The organism is Pseudomonas sp. NPDC086278 (assembly GCF_050280905.1).
Classification (GTDB): domain Bacteria; phylum Pseudomonadota; class Gammaproteobacteria; order Pseudomonadales; family Pseudomonadaceae; genus Aquipseudomonas.
The window spans coordinates 40039-55529 of the sequence record NZ_JBNNWE010000034.1; the positions used below are offsets into that span (position 1 = coordinate 40039).

The window sequence follows — 15491 nt, forward strand, 5'->3', positions numbered from 1 at the left end:
TAGGTCTTCAGGCACCAAATCCATGCTCAAGCCTTCCGATCAGGTTCAGAGCTGCTTCGATATCGACATCAAGCGGGCGTTTGCCACCGAGAGCCCGCAGTGGTTTGAACAACCAGTCGATGGCGATTGCAGGGTCACCAAACAGGGCGGTCGCGGCTTCCAGCACCCTCGGATCCACCGTCTCCATCGACTCTTCCGTGTTCATGCCGTCTGTGATGGCAGATCCCAGAGTCCCCAGGGCGTCCGCCAAGCGAGCATCTTCTCGATAGTCGCCGGAGCCAGGCTGAAAGGCATCGCAATGGCGCAGCAGTGCTTCGGCGTCATTCGTGTTCAGTTCGAGTTTGATCAACATGTCGATTCCTCCACGCTGGATTGGTCGTGCTCTGGAAAAGCATACGGGTATTTGCAAGCCGCGACTGATGTGAGTCCCGCGTTGCGATGACGAGCCCCCGCTGATCATACTGGGCAACATCAAGTTACGCCTTGGTACGACGCGTGTGGGGCTACCAGGCGAATGGTTGCAACCTTGCAAGCCGAGCAAGGCTAAAAATTCAGCGCACGGCAGGAGGTGGTAATTGGTCGCAAGCTCCTAAGGCTTAAATGCCGCGTTTGAGCTCCGCTAGCAATTCGTTAAATGGACAGTTGGCGTTACCCAAGGTACCGTTCCATTGACTTGGCGATGCGCCATCATGGAACGCTGTCTAGAGGGATTTAGAGTGCACGTTAAATCGATCAAGCTGATCAACTTCAAGAAATTTCGTGACGAACTTCTTGAGTTCAACGACGACGTAAATATCTTCGTCGGCGATAACAACGCAGGTAAAAGCACGATCCTAGAAGCGTTGGAAATTGTGCTCAATTACAACCACCGAGGTCGGCCCTTCAACGGGGAGTTCTCACCTGATCTTTTCAATCAGGATGCCGTTAATCTTTTCCTCGCCTCCGACAAGTCCTCGAAGCACCTGCCTAGCCTGATTATAGAGGCATACATTGAAGGTGTACCGGAGTACCGAGGCGCGAATAATAGCCTCAAGGCAGACGCCCAGGGCGTCGTGGTACAAGCGTGTTTTGATGCGTCGTTGGAGGCGGTATATGAGAGCTATCTGCTGACCAAGCCCAACATCACCAGCATTCCGGTTGAGTTCTACAAGCTGGACTGGCTCGATTTCGGTTGGAACCCGATAAAATCGATCGCGAAAAAATTCAAGGCGCTGTACATAGATCCCACACGCATTCATCCCACTATGGGAAAGAATCAGTACATTTCCAGTATCCTTAACACTGCTCTGGCGAAGGAGGAGTTGGTAAAACTGACCCTCAATTATCGTGAAAACCTACAAGTGTTTAACAACTCCGGAGAGGTCAGGACGGTCAATGCCAACCTTGATGCGGGCCACCTCATCACTGATAGCAAGCTCACCATTGCGGCAAGTACTTTACCAGCGGGCTCCATCCAGACTGGATTGCAACTTGAGGTTGATGATGTGCCGTTTCACTTCATCGGTAAGGGGGAGCAAAGCAATGTTCAGATCAAGCTGGCCATCCAGAACAAGGCCCATGATATCGATCTGGTGATGATGGAAGAGCCAGAAAACCATCTGTCTCACACCAATCTGAACAAGCTGGTGCAGTACGTCGAAAGTCAGCGGGGCGACAAGCAGCTGTTTCTAACCACCCACAGCTCCTATGTACTGAACAAGCTCAGCATCGACAAGATTTGCCTTGTGCAGTCAGGTTACAAAAGGCTGCACACGCTAGACCCCAAAGTGGTGAAGACGCTCAAGCGTCTCCCTGGTTACGATACCTTGCGGGTGGCATTGTCTGGCAAGGTCATTCTGGTCGAGGGGCCGTCGGACGAATTGGTTCTCAAGAAGATCTACCAGCGAAAGCATAACCGGCTGCCTGAGCAGGATGGGATCGATATCATCGTGGTGCACGGTGTAGGGTTCAAGACATTCATTGAGGTGGGCAAGGAGATCGGCACGAAGATCCATGTGCTCAAAGATAATGACGGCGACTATCAAGGTAACGTTGTGCAACGACGTCTGGAGTACGCAGCGTTCCCCAATGTCAAACTGTTCTCTCCAGTTAACAACGCAGAGTTTTCGCTTGAGCCGGCGATGATTTATGCCAATGCGATCGATATCAAAACCCTTGATGCGTTTGCGAAAGAAGTTTTATCGACAGCGACCTACAAGCTGTACGACGCAAACGTAACCTTGGAAGACAGAAGAGAGAATCTGATCCAGTGGTTTAAAAGCGTAAAGGGCAACGGCAAGGGCGCTCGCAAAGTCGATTCGGCCATCAGGCTCTTTGATGGTTTGCTGGACTTCAAATACCCAGCATTCTTGGACGAGGTGCTCGACTTTGCCTAACGAACTCTGGATCGCTGGCGCTGGATCAGGCAAAACGCACAAGATCATCACTGACGCCATTAAGGTCATCGAGGGCGGTGGGCGGGTACTGGTGGTCACCTATACCACCAACAACCAAGCGGAATTGCGCTCCCGGTTTGTCGAGCTCAACGGCACCAGCAGCGAGAACTTCGTCGTCAAGGGACTATTCTCTTTTTATCTTGAAGACATGGTGCGCCCCTATCAGAGCGAGGTATTCCCAGATCGGATAACGACCAATTCGTTCACTGAGAACAACCCTCACTTAATGCCAGGCACGACCTACTACATTGAAGGCCGGTCTGAAAAATCGGAAGACGGATCGATCAATCCGCTGCACTACCTGACACCCTGCAAAACCAAGGCTTACTCTGGACTGTTGGCAAAGCTCGCAACCCTCATTGCGAAGTTATCCAAAGATGCACCGGCCAAGCGTTTGAAGGAGATTTATCAGAGGGTCTTTTTTGATGAAGTGCAGGATTTGGTCGGTTGGGATTACGACGTAATCAAATCGCTCAACAAAGTTATGGTCGACTCAATCTGTTGTGTGGGCGATTTCCGGCAGACAATCTATACAACGACCTTTGGCCATAAGGCGCCGCAGACGCCTCAGCAGAAGGTCGAATACTTCGTGGGTAAGATGAAATTCGAGAAGCATCCGATGCCAGAGAATCGCAGATCGATCCAGGAAATCTGCGATATTTCCGATACTGTCCATGCAGGGATGTATGAAAAAACCGTCTCTGGCGTTGCTGAGATACCTGGTGAGTTGGCTCATCACTATGGCGCATTCATCGTGAAGCGGTCTCAGGTGAGCGAATATTTAGCAACCTTTCAACCTCAGGTGCTGCGCTGGTCGTCGACCACTGGTACAAAGTACCTCCCAAGTAACCTTATCTGTTACACCTTCGGTTCCTGCAAAGGCCTAGGCTTTGATCGAGTGCTCATCATTCCGCCAGAAAAACATCTCAAATTTATCGGTGGAGATAGCAAGGTGTTCGATAAGGACAAAACTGAGGCGTCACGAAACAAGTTGTATGTAGCGATTACACGTGCTCGTTATAGCCTGGCGTTCGTGGTCGAGGACAAGTCAGTGAAAGGTTTGCCTTACCCTGTCTGGGATGAGGCTGATGGGCAAGCTACTGCGATTGAAGCCTAAGTCGTGGCTACTTGTTGAATTGACTACCAAGCTCGGAGCGCTGTTAGTGGTGGGTTGCGAGAGTAACCGCTACTGGCTCAACAAAGGTGGGAGGCTATCAGCACTCAAGCCGGCATGCTTTCTCGCACGAGCCTCCCGCGCATGATGTACTGGCTCTTCACCTGGAATCCTTCATCGCCTGGCGCTTTATCAACAATGATTAAGCCCTGAGTTGCGAGTATCGATAGCGCGTCGCGCATCGAATGCCACTGCACAGCTGCCCGATCGCGCAAGTTCTCCACATTGATGAGTGATACCCGTGATTGGTTAGGTCTGACGATTAGCAGGATCATGTAGATCTTCAACGCAGCTAGAGCTTTCTCGCCACGGTGCGGAATCTTCGGGATCAGGTTCACTACCTCGGAATTTGGGATTTTGTAGTAATAGCCGTCTTCTTCCGCCTCGAAGTGGGGACACACCAAGGTGTACTCCGATTTAAGAGTGCCTCCGCCTGCGGTATGGCGTATCCAACCGCGTTGGGTTGCATCAGCAATAGCCTGCCGCACCATCGGTCTGCTCAGACCAGTTTTATCCATCAATGCGCTGACTGAAGAAATCACGGTATACGACTTGCCATTAGGAGTCATTGTTGCCAGCGCGAGCATTACACGCAGGAGCGCTTGGGATCGTCCAGACGCGGCTCCCCCGCGAAGGTCTGCGATCTCCTTCGACCACCAGGCAGGCATCCGCGACCAAGGCCTCATTTGTCCTTCTCCTTCTTCTTGGAGTGAGCTTCTAGGACAGACAACGCTTTCCAAGCCACGGCGAAAGCTGCAAATGCTAATAGGGCGATGACTTTGCCAAGTTCCATGCCAGCAATCTCGCGAGCTAACTCAATCATGGTACTTACCTCAACTCCTTTAACGTTGAAGCTTTGTACCAACCCTCAGACGCTCTATCTAGAGCCGCCTATATTGGAACTCCATATATAAATTGATATAAATCAATGGGATATGAGTGATTTTAGGGGGATTATGGGGGAAATGAGAGATCGACGAAATCATCATTCAGCAGGGCAAAGCCAGATATTTCAGGACGAATTTCGGATCCTCCATCAGCTTTCCCGCTTCCAGATCCGTCCCACCGTCGACGTTGAAATGCTCAACGTGTCGGCTGCTTGTTTCTGAGTCATGCCGTTAGCCTTGCAGCGGAGCACTGCTTGTATCTGTTCTTCAGAGGTACGTCGACCGGCGATACCCGGTACCAGAGCGCCCTTATTAAATTGGCTAGGTAACCCATCGACGACTCCCAACTCCCGAAGAGTCTTCGCTTCCTTCCCAAGCTGTTTGAGAAAGTCCTCGGGCGAAAGCTGCTTTTCATAGCTTGCCGCGATGACGAGCAAAGCGATGGGGTCAATGCTCAGTCCGGACGCGAGTGTTTCGAGCGTATCCAGTGTGATGCTGATTTTGCCGTTCTCTACGTTATAGACGTGTCTGGCATCAACAAGGCCAAGGAAATCTTCTCGCGCGAGCCCGCGCGCAGATCTTACCAAGCGGATGACAGCTGCGAGCGGATCTCTCAACGGCATTACAAATCCTCAAATTCAAGGATAAAGCCACGTTGAATAATCCCAATCCATGTAATATATTTCCGGTGTGGGATTTTGGCTGCGAGAGTCAGCCCATTTTGCAGAACTGCTCATGTGCCAAATCAGTAGCATCACGCAAGCGACTAATTTTCTTGCCACATACGCGGGGCCATAGGTCGCACGCAATGCCACAGAGCTGTATTCAATATACAGCCAAATCCAGACTGGTCGCTTGACATGAAAATCCAGATTTACTCAGACCTACACAACGAGTTCGCCCCGTTCGAGCCGCCTTTAACTGACGCAGACATTGTCGTGTTGGCCGGTGACATTGACATCCATTCCCGTGGTGTGGAAGCGATGGTGACCTGCGTATGTGGATGAATGACTTTCAGGTGATCAGAGCAGAGGAGCGCTTTCGTCTGCTACGTCCGTAGGACGTAATCGAACGAAACCACGAGGCTTTTGATTTCTTGTCGCGAACTCGCCAATCCATTCGAGGGGAAAAAGGTCGTTGTCACGCAATTCTCCGACCCCGGAAATGGCTGGGGACAAGCACGCTGACCATTTGAGTGCGGCTTATACAAACCGGTGGCACTCGCTGCTTCCGATGACCGATGACCGATGTTTGGATTTTTGGGCATACACACCGTGCCGTGGATATTGAACTGGACGGGTGCCGGCTCATCTCAAATCCGCGTGGTTATCCCCAAGAATTCACAGGCTTCATCTCGGATTTCACGATAGAGATCTGATCGGTGATGGAGGAGGGGCAGGATGTACTGGATCAAAACGTACGGAGCAAAATTGTCCGACTTCAGGTTTCACAGGTATCCAACGGTCATTGAGAGAGCACAGGTTGCAATCTCGGATCCAGACGTTGTTGGGTACCTTTTGTGCGCTCTGGAGCGCCCTCCAAAAATTACAGGTCTTCTGTTCTGTGACCCAGCGCAAAGGTACCCGGAAGGTTTACCCATACATGCACTACCCGTTGTAGATCAAAGCCAGCGTGCAGGCTACGACGTTTTTACGACAATCGATGGTGGAATTTTTGTCGTTGCCCACTGGCTTTTTCAGAACGGTGCTTTAGATCGTTTCGATCGAGTTCATTAAGGTGCTTTGTGGGTTTCTCGTGGTCGATAAAAGAGGCTTAGGAAAAGAAAGAAATGGCTCTACCAACATGCGTTTTGGACGCCAAGAGAATTGATCTCGGCGTACAAGTGACAGGCTACCTGTGCTGCGCCGAGTTCCAGCCTCCCTGCATGATCGGAGTGGTTTTTTCAGAAACACGCGGGCGGTTTGAGGACGGGAAAAAGATCCGTACTTCGAGGCTCGTAAAGGTGTTCGAACTTATGGAATATCAGCTTTGTGAAACTCACAACGGAAGCCGATACGTTGTTTGTCACTGGTGGCATGAGAACGGCGCTATGCCCGAGATCAATATGATCCACTAGCGAATTATAGGCTTTTCAGTCGGCATCCAAGGCTACCCAACTCCCACGATGCACGGCGTCTAGATGTATGGAACCGTGTCGCTTTGAAAATCTTTAGAAAACAAGGCAACAGTGTGCAAGCAGATTTGATTGAAGATGTGCTGTATGGCCCCGCCCAGATGCTAGGTGGCTCTGAGCTTGAAGACGGTGAGCTCATTCAACTGGCGCGTGAGGAGTTCGAGGGCCAGCCATTTTGCATTGTCCGGAATTGGATGCTACTCGACGTCATGCTCGCCGAGGCCCAGGAGCGTGAAGTGAGGAAGCAGGGACTTCAGCCCACTGTACTTTTCATCAGCCATGCTGTGTACGACAGTGATGCCAGCGTCCCAGCTAGCGATGGTTTCGTCACTGGCTATCAGAAAGACTTCCACGGATGCTTTTTTGAAAGCAAAAACAAGCTGTACATCCTGGCCGGCCGTGGCGCGCGCAAGCACGTAAGTGCGCCTGCTGTTGAAGCGTTACGTGCTTTTTAAAAATGCTGACGTTAATGAACGAGTGGCGTGAGCAGCACTGCATGCAAATTTACCATAGCTCGCCGTTTAGGTTTGCAAGATTGGGGAAACTCCCTGCAAAGGCGGAATGTCTTGCTCGCCCTTGGATTGAATCAGGGACGCTGATCGGGAAACTATTCCGCCGCTGTCTAGGGATACCGGCAACACCCCAAGTAGCTCTGCAGGCTCATAATGATCAGGCACAGTGAGGCTTCGGTAATCTGCCGAGAAGTATGGAATCCATAACGCTTCAAATTCACTCGGATGGCCTTTGGCGCGATGCACTGGTACTCAGCTTCGATTCTCCTAGAGATAGCCTGCGGAGCCGGTGCAACATCCACTACCAGCCCGAATATCTTGTCGATCAGTCCATTCAGCTGGGTACGATTAAAGCGCCGGCCGTCGGTGCGAACTTCCCACTGGAATGGGACATTCGGCGTGAGCCTGCCCCAGCTTTTCTGCACGATATCATCCCGGCTGGTGCTGCACGTCGGCACATACTGGCTAGAGCGGTAGTACCGCCAGGAATGTCGACTGACCTCTTTCTGCTGCGGCAATTCGCAACTGCTCCCATTGGACACATGCGCGTAAAAAGCGCGGGCGAACCGCTGTATCCAGCAGCCAAAGTACCTGGTGGGGCTACGCGAGCAGAGGTTGTTCAGGAAGGTATGGGTTTTCTCGACCGCGCCATGGAGTCGGGAAGTCCAATAATCGGCGCGCTCGGGGCCGGTGGCGTGGCTCCAAAAATGCTGCTGGTCGAAGATCCTTCGGGGCAGCTTTATCCTGAGGGGGCGCTACGCGACGCTGATGTGTACCAACACTGGTTTGTTAAATTTCCGCGTAACACCGCCACTCAATTAGATCGCGACATCCTGCATAGCGAATACTGCTTCTACCGCGCGCTGGGCGAGTTGAGGATCGACACGATCGCCGCCGAGGGGCTGGCATACGAAGCATCGAAGATACCTAGCATTTGGATGCAAAGATTCGATCGTAAGTTTTCTGCGCAAGGAGTGGAGCGCATCGCAGTCGAGTCGATGTACTCATTATGCGGAGCCAGGGATCGAGGTGGTTTTTTGAATCATTTCGACGTCGTGGATCGACTAGCGGAAACATGGATTGCTGCCGGCCAAGAGTCTGAAATACCGGACATGATTAGCGAATACTTGCGACGGGATTTGATCAACCAGGCTGTCGGGAACACCGACAATCATGGCGGAAATCTCTCGATCCTTCGGGGCAAAGAGCGAGTGAGCTTTGCACCCATTTACGACCTCGCACCCATGTTGCTGGATGTTGAAGGCATAGTGCGGATCACCCGGTGGCCAGCACAGATTGAACGATTAGGTTCGGTCGATTGGGAGGCTGTGTGTGCTCGCTTCTCGCATAGGGCAGATCCGCAATGGCTGTTTGAACGCTTGCAGGCGGATGCTCGGTTGCTGCTGGCGTTGCCGGATTTGCTACTGGATCTAGGGATCCCCCAGGTAGCTTGGCGCGCGCCGATGATTCCTTTGAGTCGTCTGGAAGATACGTTTCGTCGTTGGAAGTTGATGTGATTGGTCCACTTCCAAGTTCGCAGATATTGATCACAAGCCAAATGGTCACGTCGAATGCAGCCGGTGGTCAGAGCGGATGAAAATGACTGTTGAGGGCGAGTGCGAAAGGATGGTCAAGTCAGTGCAATTACGTTGGTTGAGCAGTTGTCCACGTTGTTCCAATTTTACGATACAAGCCGGTCAAATAAAGGGAGAAGAAACCTATGATTGAAAATTTATTACCTATCTTGCGTGAACGCTACCCGGAGTTTTTTTCCAGCGCACCGCTTCGTGAGATTGGGTGTTTGCCAGGCTGGCTGAATTTAATCGATGAGCTCTGCCACACGCTGAAAGCTCACTTGGATGCGCACCCCGAGGTGCGTCAGATCCAGGTGCGTCAGGTGAAGGAAAAGTTTGGCGGATTGCGCTTCTACTATTCTGGCGGTGATTCGGCGTGCCGTGAAATGGTTACCGCTGCAGAACAACGGTCGATGTCGACCTGCGAGGTGTGCGGGCAGGCCGGGACTTTAGAAGGCGAACGTTGGCTGAGTGTACGTTGTTCCGACCACATCAATTGGTCACTGTCAGACGAGGGAAGATGAATCTATAGGTAGACAACCATCCCCCATGAGAACAGACATCTGGGCCGTTTTACGTGTTTCTTCGCCAGGCACTGAACATCATGATGTCCCGCGCCGGCAGATTTCTCATTCTTCATTTCAAGCTTTGGCAGACCTGCTGTGTCTGGATGAAAAAACGCTTGGCATGTACCTGGGGATATCGGCTGAAACGTTGGTGAAGAGGGCGAAGACAGGGCTTTTTTCAGTACGCGAAAGCACGCGCCTTGATGCGTTGATTGCTGTCGTACAGTCAGCTGTTGAGCTGTTCGAGGGCGATGTCCAGGCGGGAGCTGTTTTCTTGTGTTCGCCATCGCGCGCTTTCAATTCGAAAGCACCACTGGAGATGCTTAATGCAGGGGGCGACGCTCGTGCCGTGATTGATTTGATCGGCCGGCTTGAGCACGGGATCGTCGTCTGAATGGATTGCTTTTTAATGGGTGAAATCACGGTATGGAAGCGCCTGCATAAAGGGGGTTGACGCGAGTTTCAACCCATCTGTAGCATTGATCCTAGATTTGCGATTTACGGTTGGCACTGAGCTCCAATGAGCGAAAGCTTACGACTCTTTGCAAAGACCACGAAACATCCGCCCCGGCCTAGAGCCGGGGTTTTCGTTTCTGGCGTATACCCTCCCCATGTTCTTGACTGCGTCAGTGGCCACACTAGGTCTGAACAACCTCTCACAGCGTTTGCGTTCAAATCAAACCGAATCAATTTTAAGCCACTCTCGGTGGGCGACGAGATGCTCCATGTCTCGAATCCAGACCCTCAGAAATCGACGCCAATCGTGGGCATAGCTTCCTTGCGAAAAACGTTCGGCGAGTACATTGGCTGCTTCGAATCTCGTTCGCCAAACTTGAGGAATGTGCTGGTCTAGAACAATCACGAAATGGTGGCCGTCGCTGCTTTCGTACGGCGTTTCCGGCACTGAATTTCTCAACTCTTCAATTGTCATGACCTGAGCTTCCCCATGAGGTTGTTCGAGATCTTGTTGATCAATCTCATCGAGAATGCTCAGGTGAGATTTTGCGCGTTCATCACCGGGTCGCAATTCCTCCAGACCCCATAAAGCCGCACGTCTCGCACGCTCGCGCTGCCACAGGCTTTTCAAATCGACCGCCATCAAAGTTTCCTTAATACATTCACATTCCCTGCTAACGCGTACCGGCAGGAGTGGAATCAAGCTCATCCACCATCTTCCTGGACGACCGAAGCGTTTCTACAGCACGTGTAATTGTAAGCTGCTGGTCACCTAAATTTGAATGCGCTCATCGCACACCCTTCGAGCAAAGCGAGTAACGAGTAGTCGTGAATTCCTACTGGGCTGTGTCAACAAAAATATTTTTTCAGAAGGCCCCTTGAAAAAATTTTTCAGCAACGGATCTTTATATTTGAGAACAACAGAAAAGTAGCGATCTCGGCGCTCCTCCTTACGCCGTTCCTTCTGGGGAAAACGGTGTAAGTTTTTGCTCTTGCAGTGCTTCTGCTTCTGGCTTTTTTCTGCGAATTAACCTGCTGACACTGATGTACGACTGCCCCATGGGCATAGCAAAATCGGCTCTGTGCGGCGTAAGCCGCTGCTTTCCAGTTTGATTTCAAACAACGGGTCATTTTTTTAAAAAATACTCATGTCGGACAACTTCGTGCGAGTCAGCCCGTAGATCAACTGGAGAGAGTAGATGGAGGACGAGATTGAGTTTGAGGTTTGGCGCTCGGCGCAGCAGGCATGTAACAAGATATCGTTTGCGCGACTGCTTGAAGAGGCGGTCGGTAGTTTCAAAAGAGATCCTGGGTTCGATCCTATCGTGCGGTTGCACGCCTCAGGGATTGGCGTGGATGGCATCAGAGTACTGCGTGACGTCCTGAAACGTCGTGATATCTATGCAGGCCCTACCGCAGACTACGTCGAGCTCAGGTCTCGTCTGAATATGCATTTGCGAGACCAATTGCAATTGCACCTAATGGGAGCGGGGCAGGCCACCGAAGAAATGAAAGCGGATCAGTTGAGTCGAGATCTGGGGCTGTAGAAGGCGCCGAGAGAAGCTCCAACGATTTACTCCCAAAACTTATCAGAGGAGACGCTATCGCATTCCACGTTCTATTTCCGATTCTTCAAAACTTTAACGTCGCAACTTCATGCGAATTGATGTTTTGGTGTAACGTTAGGAAACTCATCACGTAGAGATTTCCAATGTCCAAACTTGCCGAATTTCGCCAGCTTGAAAAACATCTCGCCGAACAGCTCCAGGCTCTAGAAGCCCTAAAGGGGGACGCTGGCCTCAAGAAAGAAATCGAATTCGAAACGAAGCTGCGTGATTTGCTCGCAAAATACGGCTACAGCCTTAAGGACGTGATCAACCTGCTTGATCCGCAAGCAGGTCGTCGCGCTCCAGCCGCCGAGTCCAAAACCGGTAGTCGCAAGCCTCGCCAGTTGAAGGTCTATAAAAATCCGCACACCGGCGAAGTCGTTGAAACCAAGGGCGGCAACCACAAGACGTTGAAAGATTGGAAAGCTGAACACGGCTCCGCGACCGTCGAATCCTGGCTGACCAAGTGATTTCGGTTTGAGTAAAAAAGGCCCCGGGAGGGCCTTTTTTCTTCGCGACACTTTGCCAAGATATGTGAACTTTAGACACTCGCAAATTTCCATTGCTTGAAAGTAAAGCCACCTAGCTACTAGCCGGGAATGCGCTGTTGAACTCTCAAGCCAGGAAGTTGTACGTGAAGACCTCGCCGCCGAAGAACTCGCTGCGCCGCGCCGTTACCGGCCCGATGCTTTTTCTATTTATTCTCGGCGATGTTCTTGGGGCGGGCGTTTATGCGCTCGCCGGGACAATTGCTGGGGAGGTAGGTGGCACAATATGGGTGCCTCTGCTCATCGCTCTGTTTTTCGCGATGCTTACTGCAGGTTCCTACGCAGAGTTGGTGACAAAATATCCTCACGCGGGCGCCGCATCGGTTTTCGCAGAGAAGGCGTTCCGGTCTCCGCTCATTTCGTTTCTCGTTGGCTTTTGCATGCTATCGGCAGCTGTCACAAGCGCGGCGGGGTTATCGCTGGCGTTTGCCGGTGATTACCTAGCGGCGTTCATCGATGTACCGTCTCACATTGCAGCATTGCTTTTCCTTCTCGTTATCGCGCTACTAAATGCGAGGGGAATTAAAGAGTCCTTAGGAGCTAACCTAGTCATGACAGTCATTGAGCTGTCAGGTCTTCTTTTGGTCGTTGTTGCCGCTGCTTGGTATTTCCGTACAGGTGAAGCGGATTTGGGTCGCAGCCTGGAGTTCAAGCCGGGGATCAGCCCGATGTTAGCGGTTTTGGGTGCCGCGTTGATCGCGTTCTATTCCTTCGTAGGATTCGAAACATCCGCCAATCTCGCGGAAGAAATTCGAAACGTACGAAAAGTTTATCCGCGCGCATTATTTGCCGCATTACTAACCGCCGGAGTCGTCTACATGGCTGTCGGCGTCGCGGCATCTTCCGTACTGCCCATGGAAAAACTTGTGGCCACGTCGGCTCCTCTTCTTGAAGTGGTTCGGGCGTCAGGTTTAAACATTCCGCCTCGAGTCTTCGCCTTCATTGCACTGATCGCGGTAGCCAACGGCGCGCTGTTAACCATGATAATGGCGAGTCGCCTTACTTATGGTATGGCCTGTCTAGGACTTTTGCCGACCGCCTTGAGCAAAGTGCTGCCTCGGCGACGCACCCCTTGGATCGCAGTCATCGCTACCACCCTTGTAGCAATCGCACTCACGCTGACGGGAACGCTAGCTACATTGGCCGAAACCGTCGTCCTGCTCTTGCTGTTTGTGTTTCTCAGCACTAATTTGTCCGTGTTAATCCTGCGCCGTGACGAGGTTGCGGAAAACCACTTTCGGGTGCCGACGTGGGTTCCGGTACTTGCTATCGTCTCGTGCCTGGTACTGCTCAGTCAGCAAAGTCTGGAAACATGGATGCGGGGAGGGGGCTTGATCCTGATAGGCATGCTGCTTTTTGTCTGTTCAAGAGTGGCACTGCCGGCGCCAGTGGAGCCTGGCTGATCTTGTAAGCGCTTCCACTTTCTATCGCAGCGTAAATCTTGTCGAAGTATACGAGTGCCTTGTGGGGGCGCAGTTGTATCGGGTGCGTCCAATGCCTCGGATCGTTGATTCTGAGGAACACTGGAGCACTACCCGATCAATCGTCTGACATGGCTGCATGCGTGAACGTCGCCGCGAGCGGGGAGCACACTAACTCTATCCGCGTGCTTACAGATTGCTCACGGACGGGAAGCCACCTCGTCCAGGTGCCGCAGCAGTGCCAGAGCATCCTCGTAGACACGCAGTGCACCGGCGCGTTCAAGCTCTCCTGTATCGTAGCCACCAGAAAGCAGCCCTATACCGGTGGCCTTACAGCGGCGTGCGGCAAGCATGTCCCAGATGGCGTCGCCAATCACCAAGCAATCTTCGATGGGTACATTGAGTTTGCTTGCAGCGGCGAGGAAAAGGTCTGGATCGGGCTTGCCATACTTGACGTCATCACGGGTGATGAGATTGGCCTCCGCGACATCCAGTCCTAATGCCTTCAGATTTATCGCCGCAGTGTCCATGCCACCGCTGGTCGCAATACACCACTTGAGCTGATCGCGGTTTAGAGTATCGAGAAGCTCTACAGCGCCAGGGAGAGCGGTAATCTGGCCCCGCAGATCTTTGTAGGATTTATCATGTTTATCGCTCAACCTTTTTGCCTGGTCGGGTTTGATTTCCAGGCCGGTCTCACGGGCTAACATCTTGAGCATTAGCCCACCGCTCATACCTATCTTTCTGTGAATTCGCCACATGGCTAACGGTATGTCTTCTGAATCGAGCGCAGTTTTCCACGCGAAAACATTCTGGTAAACGCTATCAGTCAACGTGCCATCTAGATCAAATATGAATGAGGTTTGCGGGCGCATACGTGACACCTCCATTAAGCAAATTTTAGGTACTGGATGTCGCTTATTGGAAATATTGGTCGCATCGAATACCAAGGGAGTTGACGTTAATCCTTAAGTCTTTCCAAATCGGCTGGGCCGGGTTCCACACGTGGTTCGTCGCCAAGAAACTTATCTTCCCTAACGACCCGTTCGTCATCTGTTAAACCTGTTTCAGACACGTCTGAGACGAGGGCAGAATCCTCCAGCGCTTTGCTTTTTTTTGATGAAGCGGAGCTTTTTTCAGTCATGAGATTTCTCCTCGACCCTCGAAATTTGAAGCGCTCAAATTTTCGAAAGCACATGGTCTGAGTCGTTCCGTCTTTCGCAAATCTCGAAACGCAGCAGCCGCAGAGCATAAATGGCGCTGCGGATCCTTTGTCTTGCTTCCGCTTTTTCGACGAGGTTTTAAGCGCGAACAGATTGGTTCAAGTAGAAAAAGGGCCCTGGAAGGTCTTGTTTTCTGCCGGCAGTATTTACTGGAAATTTACCTTGAGCCAAGGATTAATCAGACTCATGAAGCAGGCTGAACCATTCAGCATAAGGGGAGTTAGTGACCCGGAACCTATTGAAATCAGGACTGCCATCAGCCCACCAAACAGGGCCCCGCTCACCAAGTGCTACTTTGGCGAGTTGTACCTTTTCCCGAGCGCGCTTCATCTGCGATTCGTCTTCCGAATCCTTTGCTCTCTTCACCTCGCGTCGAGCTGCCATGAACTCATCGACAAGACGCTGGCGCACGTCCTCTTCCAATGACGGGTTTGAACAGCGCCACAGCTGCCCTTTGACAACGAAGTAACGACCGTCAGGGGTCACAGGATGCACTTTCTCACCGCCGATCTTTCCAAGGGCGCTTCTCTAGGGAATTCACGGAGGACGACTACCTCAGCTTTCGAATAGGAAGGCGTTTGGCTTGTTTGACTCCAAACAGTATTCCCAGTAATAGCGCAGCGCCCGCCGCTAGGAGTATTGGATAGGGATGTTTACCTGACATCCGGACGCCCTCAGCTCCGTGTTGATCGCTTGTCGGAGCAGGGCGATGACCCGATGACGATGGATTCCGACTGATCGGAATGTCAGAGGGATCGATCTCTGCTTCGTAGGGCATTTCGTTCAAAGGTAAACGCGCACCGTCTGCGAGAATGAGGGTGAGGTCTTCGACCGTGCCAGCGAGTCGATTGGGGAATACTGAACTGGCCTAATAATTCCGGACACCTCTTAAGGGCGATATGATTTCGCCAACTTGGAGGTTCCATGAACGAAAGAAAGGTCTATACCCGCGAG

The 15491-nt window shown here is 51.8% G+C and carries 17 protein-coding genes and 1 pseudogene; 10 read left to right on the forward strand and 8 right to left on the reverse strand.

Translation table 11 applies throughout. The features are described from left to right. Positions 1-7: 7 nt before the first annotated feature. Entirely contained in the window at positions 8-352 is a 345-nt protein-coding gene (locus ACQKP4_RS13145) for an antitoxin Xre/MbcA/ParS toxin-binding domain-containing protein (protein ID WP_427633709.1), read from the reverse strand. Between the two features lie 364 nt (positions 353-716). Between ACQKP4_RS13145 and ACQKP4_RS13150 the strand changes: the two genes are divergently transcribed. Together ACQKP4_RS13150 and ACQKP4_RS13155 are read left to right on the forward strand one after the other, a co-directional pair. After that, positions 717-2375 (forward strand): ATP-dependent nuclease, encoded by a 1659-nt coding sequence (locus ACQKP4_RS13150; RefSeq protein WP_427633711.1) that lies wholly within the window; start codon positions 717-719, stop codon positions 2373-2375. After that, positions 2368-3552, forward strand: a complete 1185-nt coding sequence (locus ACQKP4_RS13155) for a UvrD-helicase domain-containing protein (RefSeq protein ID WP_427633713.1) — start codon at positions 2368-2370, stop codon at positions 3550-3552. The genes ACQKP4_RS13150 and ACQKP4_RS13155 overlap by 8 nt, the downstream gene beginning before the upstream one ends. 104 nt (positions 3553-3656) lie before the next feature. Here the strand turns inward: ACQKP4_RS13155 and ACQKP4_RS13160 are convergent, their stop codons facing one another. The 3 genes from ACQKP4_RS13160 to ACQKP4_RS13170 form a co-directional block, all read right to left on the reverse strand. After that, positions 3657-4196, reverse strand: coding sequence for a hypothetical protein (locus tag ACQKP4_RS13160; RefSeq protein WP_427633715.1), 540 nt, complete (start codon positions 4194-4196; stop codon positions 3657-3659). A 95-nt stretch (positions 4197-4291) separates the two neighbouring features. Further along, positions 4292-4432 (reverse strand): hypothetical protein, encoded by a 141-nt coding sequence (locus tag ACQKP4_RS13165; protein WP_427633717.1) that lies wholly within the window; start codon positions 4430-4432, stop codon positions 4292-4294. A 213-nt stretch (positions 4433-4645) separates the two neighbouring features. Further along, positions 4646-5119 (reverse strand): XRE family transcriptional regulator, encoded by a 474-nt coding sequence (locus ACQKP4_RS13170; protein WP_427633719.1) that lies wholly within the window; start codon positions 5117-5119, stop codon positions 4646-4648. A 237-nt stretch (positions 5120-5356) separates the two neighbouring features. On the opposite strand from ACQKP4_RS13170, the pseudogene ACQKP4_RS13175 reads away from it, so the two are divergent. The 5 genes and pseudogenes from ACQKP4_RS13175 to ACQKP4_RS13195 all read left to right on the forward strand — a co-directional run bounded on the left by ACQKP4_RS13175 (position 5357) and on the right by ACQKP4_RS13195 (position 9676). Further along, a pseudogene (locus ACQKP4_RS13175) lies at positions 5357-5874 on the forward strand (phosphoesterase). A gap of 782 nt (positions 5875-6656) precedes the next feature. Then, positions 6657-7085, forward strand: a complete 429-nt coding sequence (locus ACQKP4_RS13180) for a DUF6957 family protein (protein WP_427633721.1) — start codon at positions 6657-6659, stop codon at positions 7083-7085. A 251-nt stretch (positions 7086-7336) separates the two neighbouring features. Beyond that, complete coding sequence (locus ACQKP4_RS13185; RefSeq protein WP_427633723.1) at positions 7337-8659, forward strand: HipA domain-containing protein; 1323 nt, start codon at positions 7337-7339, stop codon at positions 8657-8659. 203 nt (positions 8660-8862) lie between these two features. Further along, positions 8863-9240 carry a hypothetical protein gene (locus ACQKP4_RS13190; RefSeq protein WP_427633725.1) on the forward strand — a complete coding sequence of 126 codons (378 nt, stop codon included), beginning with the start codon at positions 8863-8865 and terminating at the stop codon, positions 9238-9240. Positions 9241-9265: 25 nt separating this feature from the next. Next, a complete protein-coding gene (locus ACQKP4_RS13195; protein ID WP_427633727.1) occupies positions 9266-9676 on the forward strand; it encodes an antitoxin Xre/MbcA/ParS toxin-binding domain-containing protein in 411 nt (136 codons plus the stop codon). Between the two features lie 282 nt (positions 9677-9958). Here the strand turns inward: ACQKP4_RS13195 and ACQKP4_RS13200 are convergent, their stop codons facing one another. Beyond that, positions 9959-10447, reverse strand: a complete 489-nt coding sequence (locus ACQKP4_RS13200; RefSeq protein ID WP_427633729.1) for a hypothetical protein — start codon at positions 10445-10447, stop codon at positions 9959-9961. A 490-nt stretch (positions 10448-10937) separates the two neighbouring features. Here ACQKP4_RS13200 and ACQKP4_RS13205 point away from each other — a divergent pair, with 490 nt between their 5' ends. The 3 genes from ACQKP4_RS13205 (at position 10938) to ACQKP4_RS13215 (ending at position 13296) form a co-directional block, all read left to right on the forward strand. Then, positions 10938-11285, forward strand: coding sequence for a hypothetical protein (locus tag ACQKP4_RS13205; protein ID WP_427633730.1), 348 nt, complete (start codon positions 10938-10940; stop codon positions 11283-11285). A 164-nt stretch (positions 11286-11449) separates the two neighbouring features. Beyond that, on the forward strand, positions 11450-11815 hold the full coding sequence (locus ACQKP4_RS13210) for a histone-like nucleoid-structuring protein, MvaT/MvaU family (protein ID WP_150750562.1): 366 nt from the start codon (positions 11450-11452) through the stop codon (positions 11813-11815). Positions 11816-12030: 215 nt separating this feature from the next. Then, positions 12031-13296 (forward strand): APC family permease, encoded by a 1266-nt coding sequence (locus ACQKP4_RS13215; protein WP_427633738.1) that lies wholly within the window; start codon positions 12031-12033, stop codon positions 13294-13296. Positions 13297-13514: 218 nt separating this feature from the next. On the opposite strand, the gene ACQKP4_RS13220 is transcribed toward ACQKP4_RS13215, so the two are convergent. The 3 genes from ACQKP4_RS13220 to ACQKP4_RS13230 form a co-directional block, all read right to left on the reverse strand. Further along, a complete protein-coding gene (locus tag ACQKP4_RS13220; protein WP_427633732.1) occupies positions 13515-14189 on the reverse strand; it encodes an HAD family hydrolase in 675 nt (224 codons plus the stop codon). 86 nt (positions 14190-14275) lie between these two features. Beyond that, positions 14276-14458 carry a hypothetical protein gene (locus tag ACQKP4_RS13225; protein WP_158828889.1) on the reverse strand — a complete coding sequence of 61 codons (183 nt, stop codon included), beginning with the start codon at positions 14456-14458 and terminating at the stop codon, positions 14276-14278. 253 nt (positions 14459-14711) lie between these two features. After that, entirely contained in the window at positions 14712-15032 is a 321-nt protein-coding gene (locus ACQKP4_RS13230; RefSeq protein ID WP_427633734.1) for a hypothetical protein, read from the reverse strand. Positions 15033-15491: the final 459 nt, after the last annotated feature.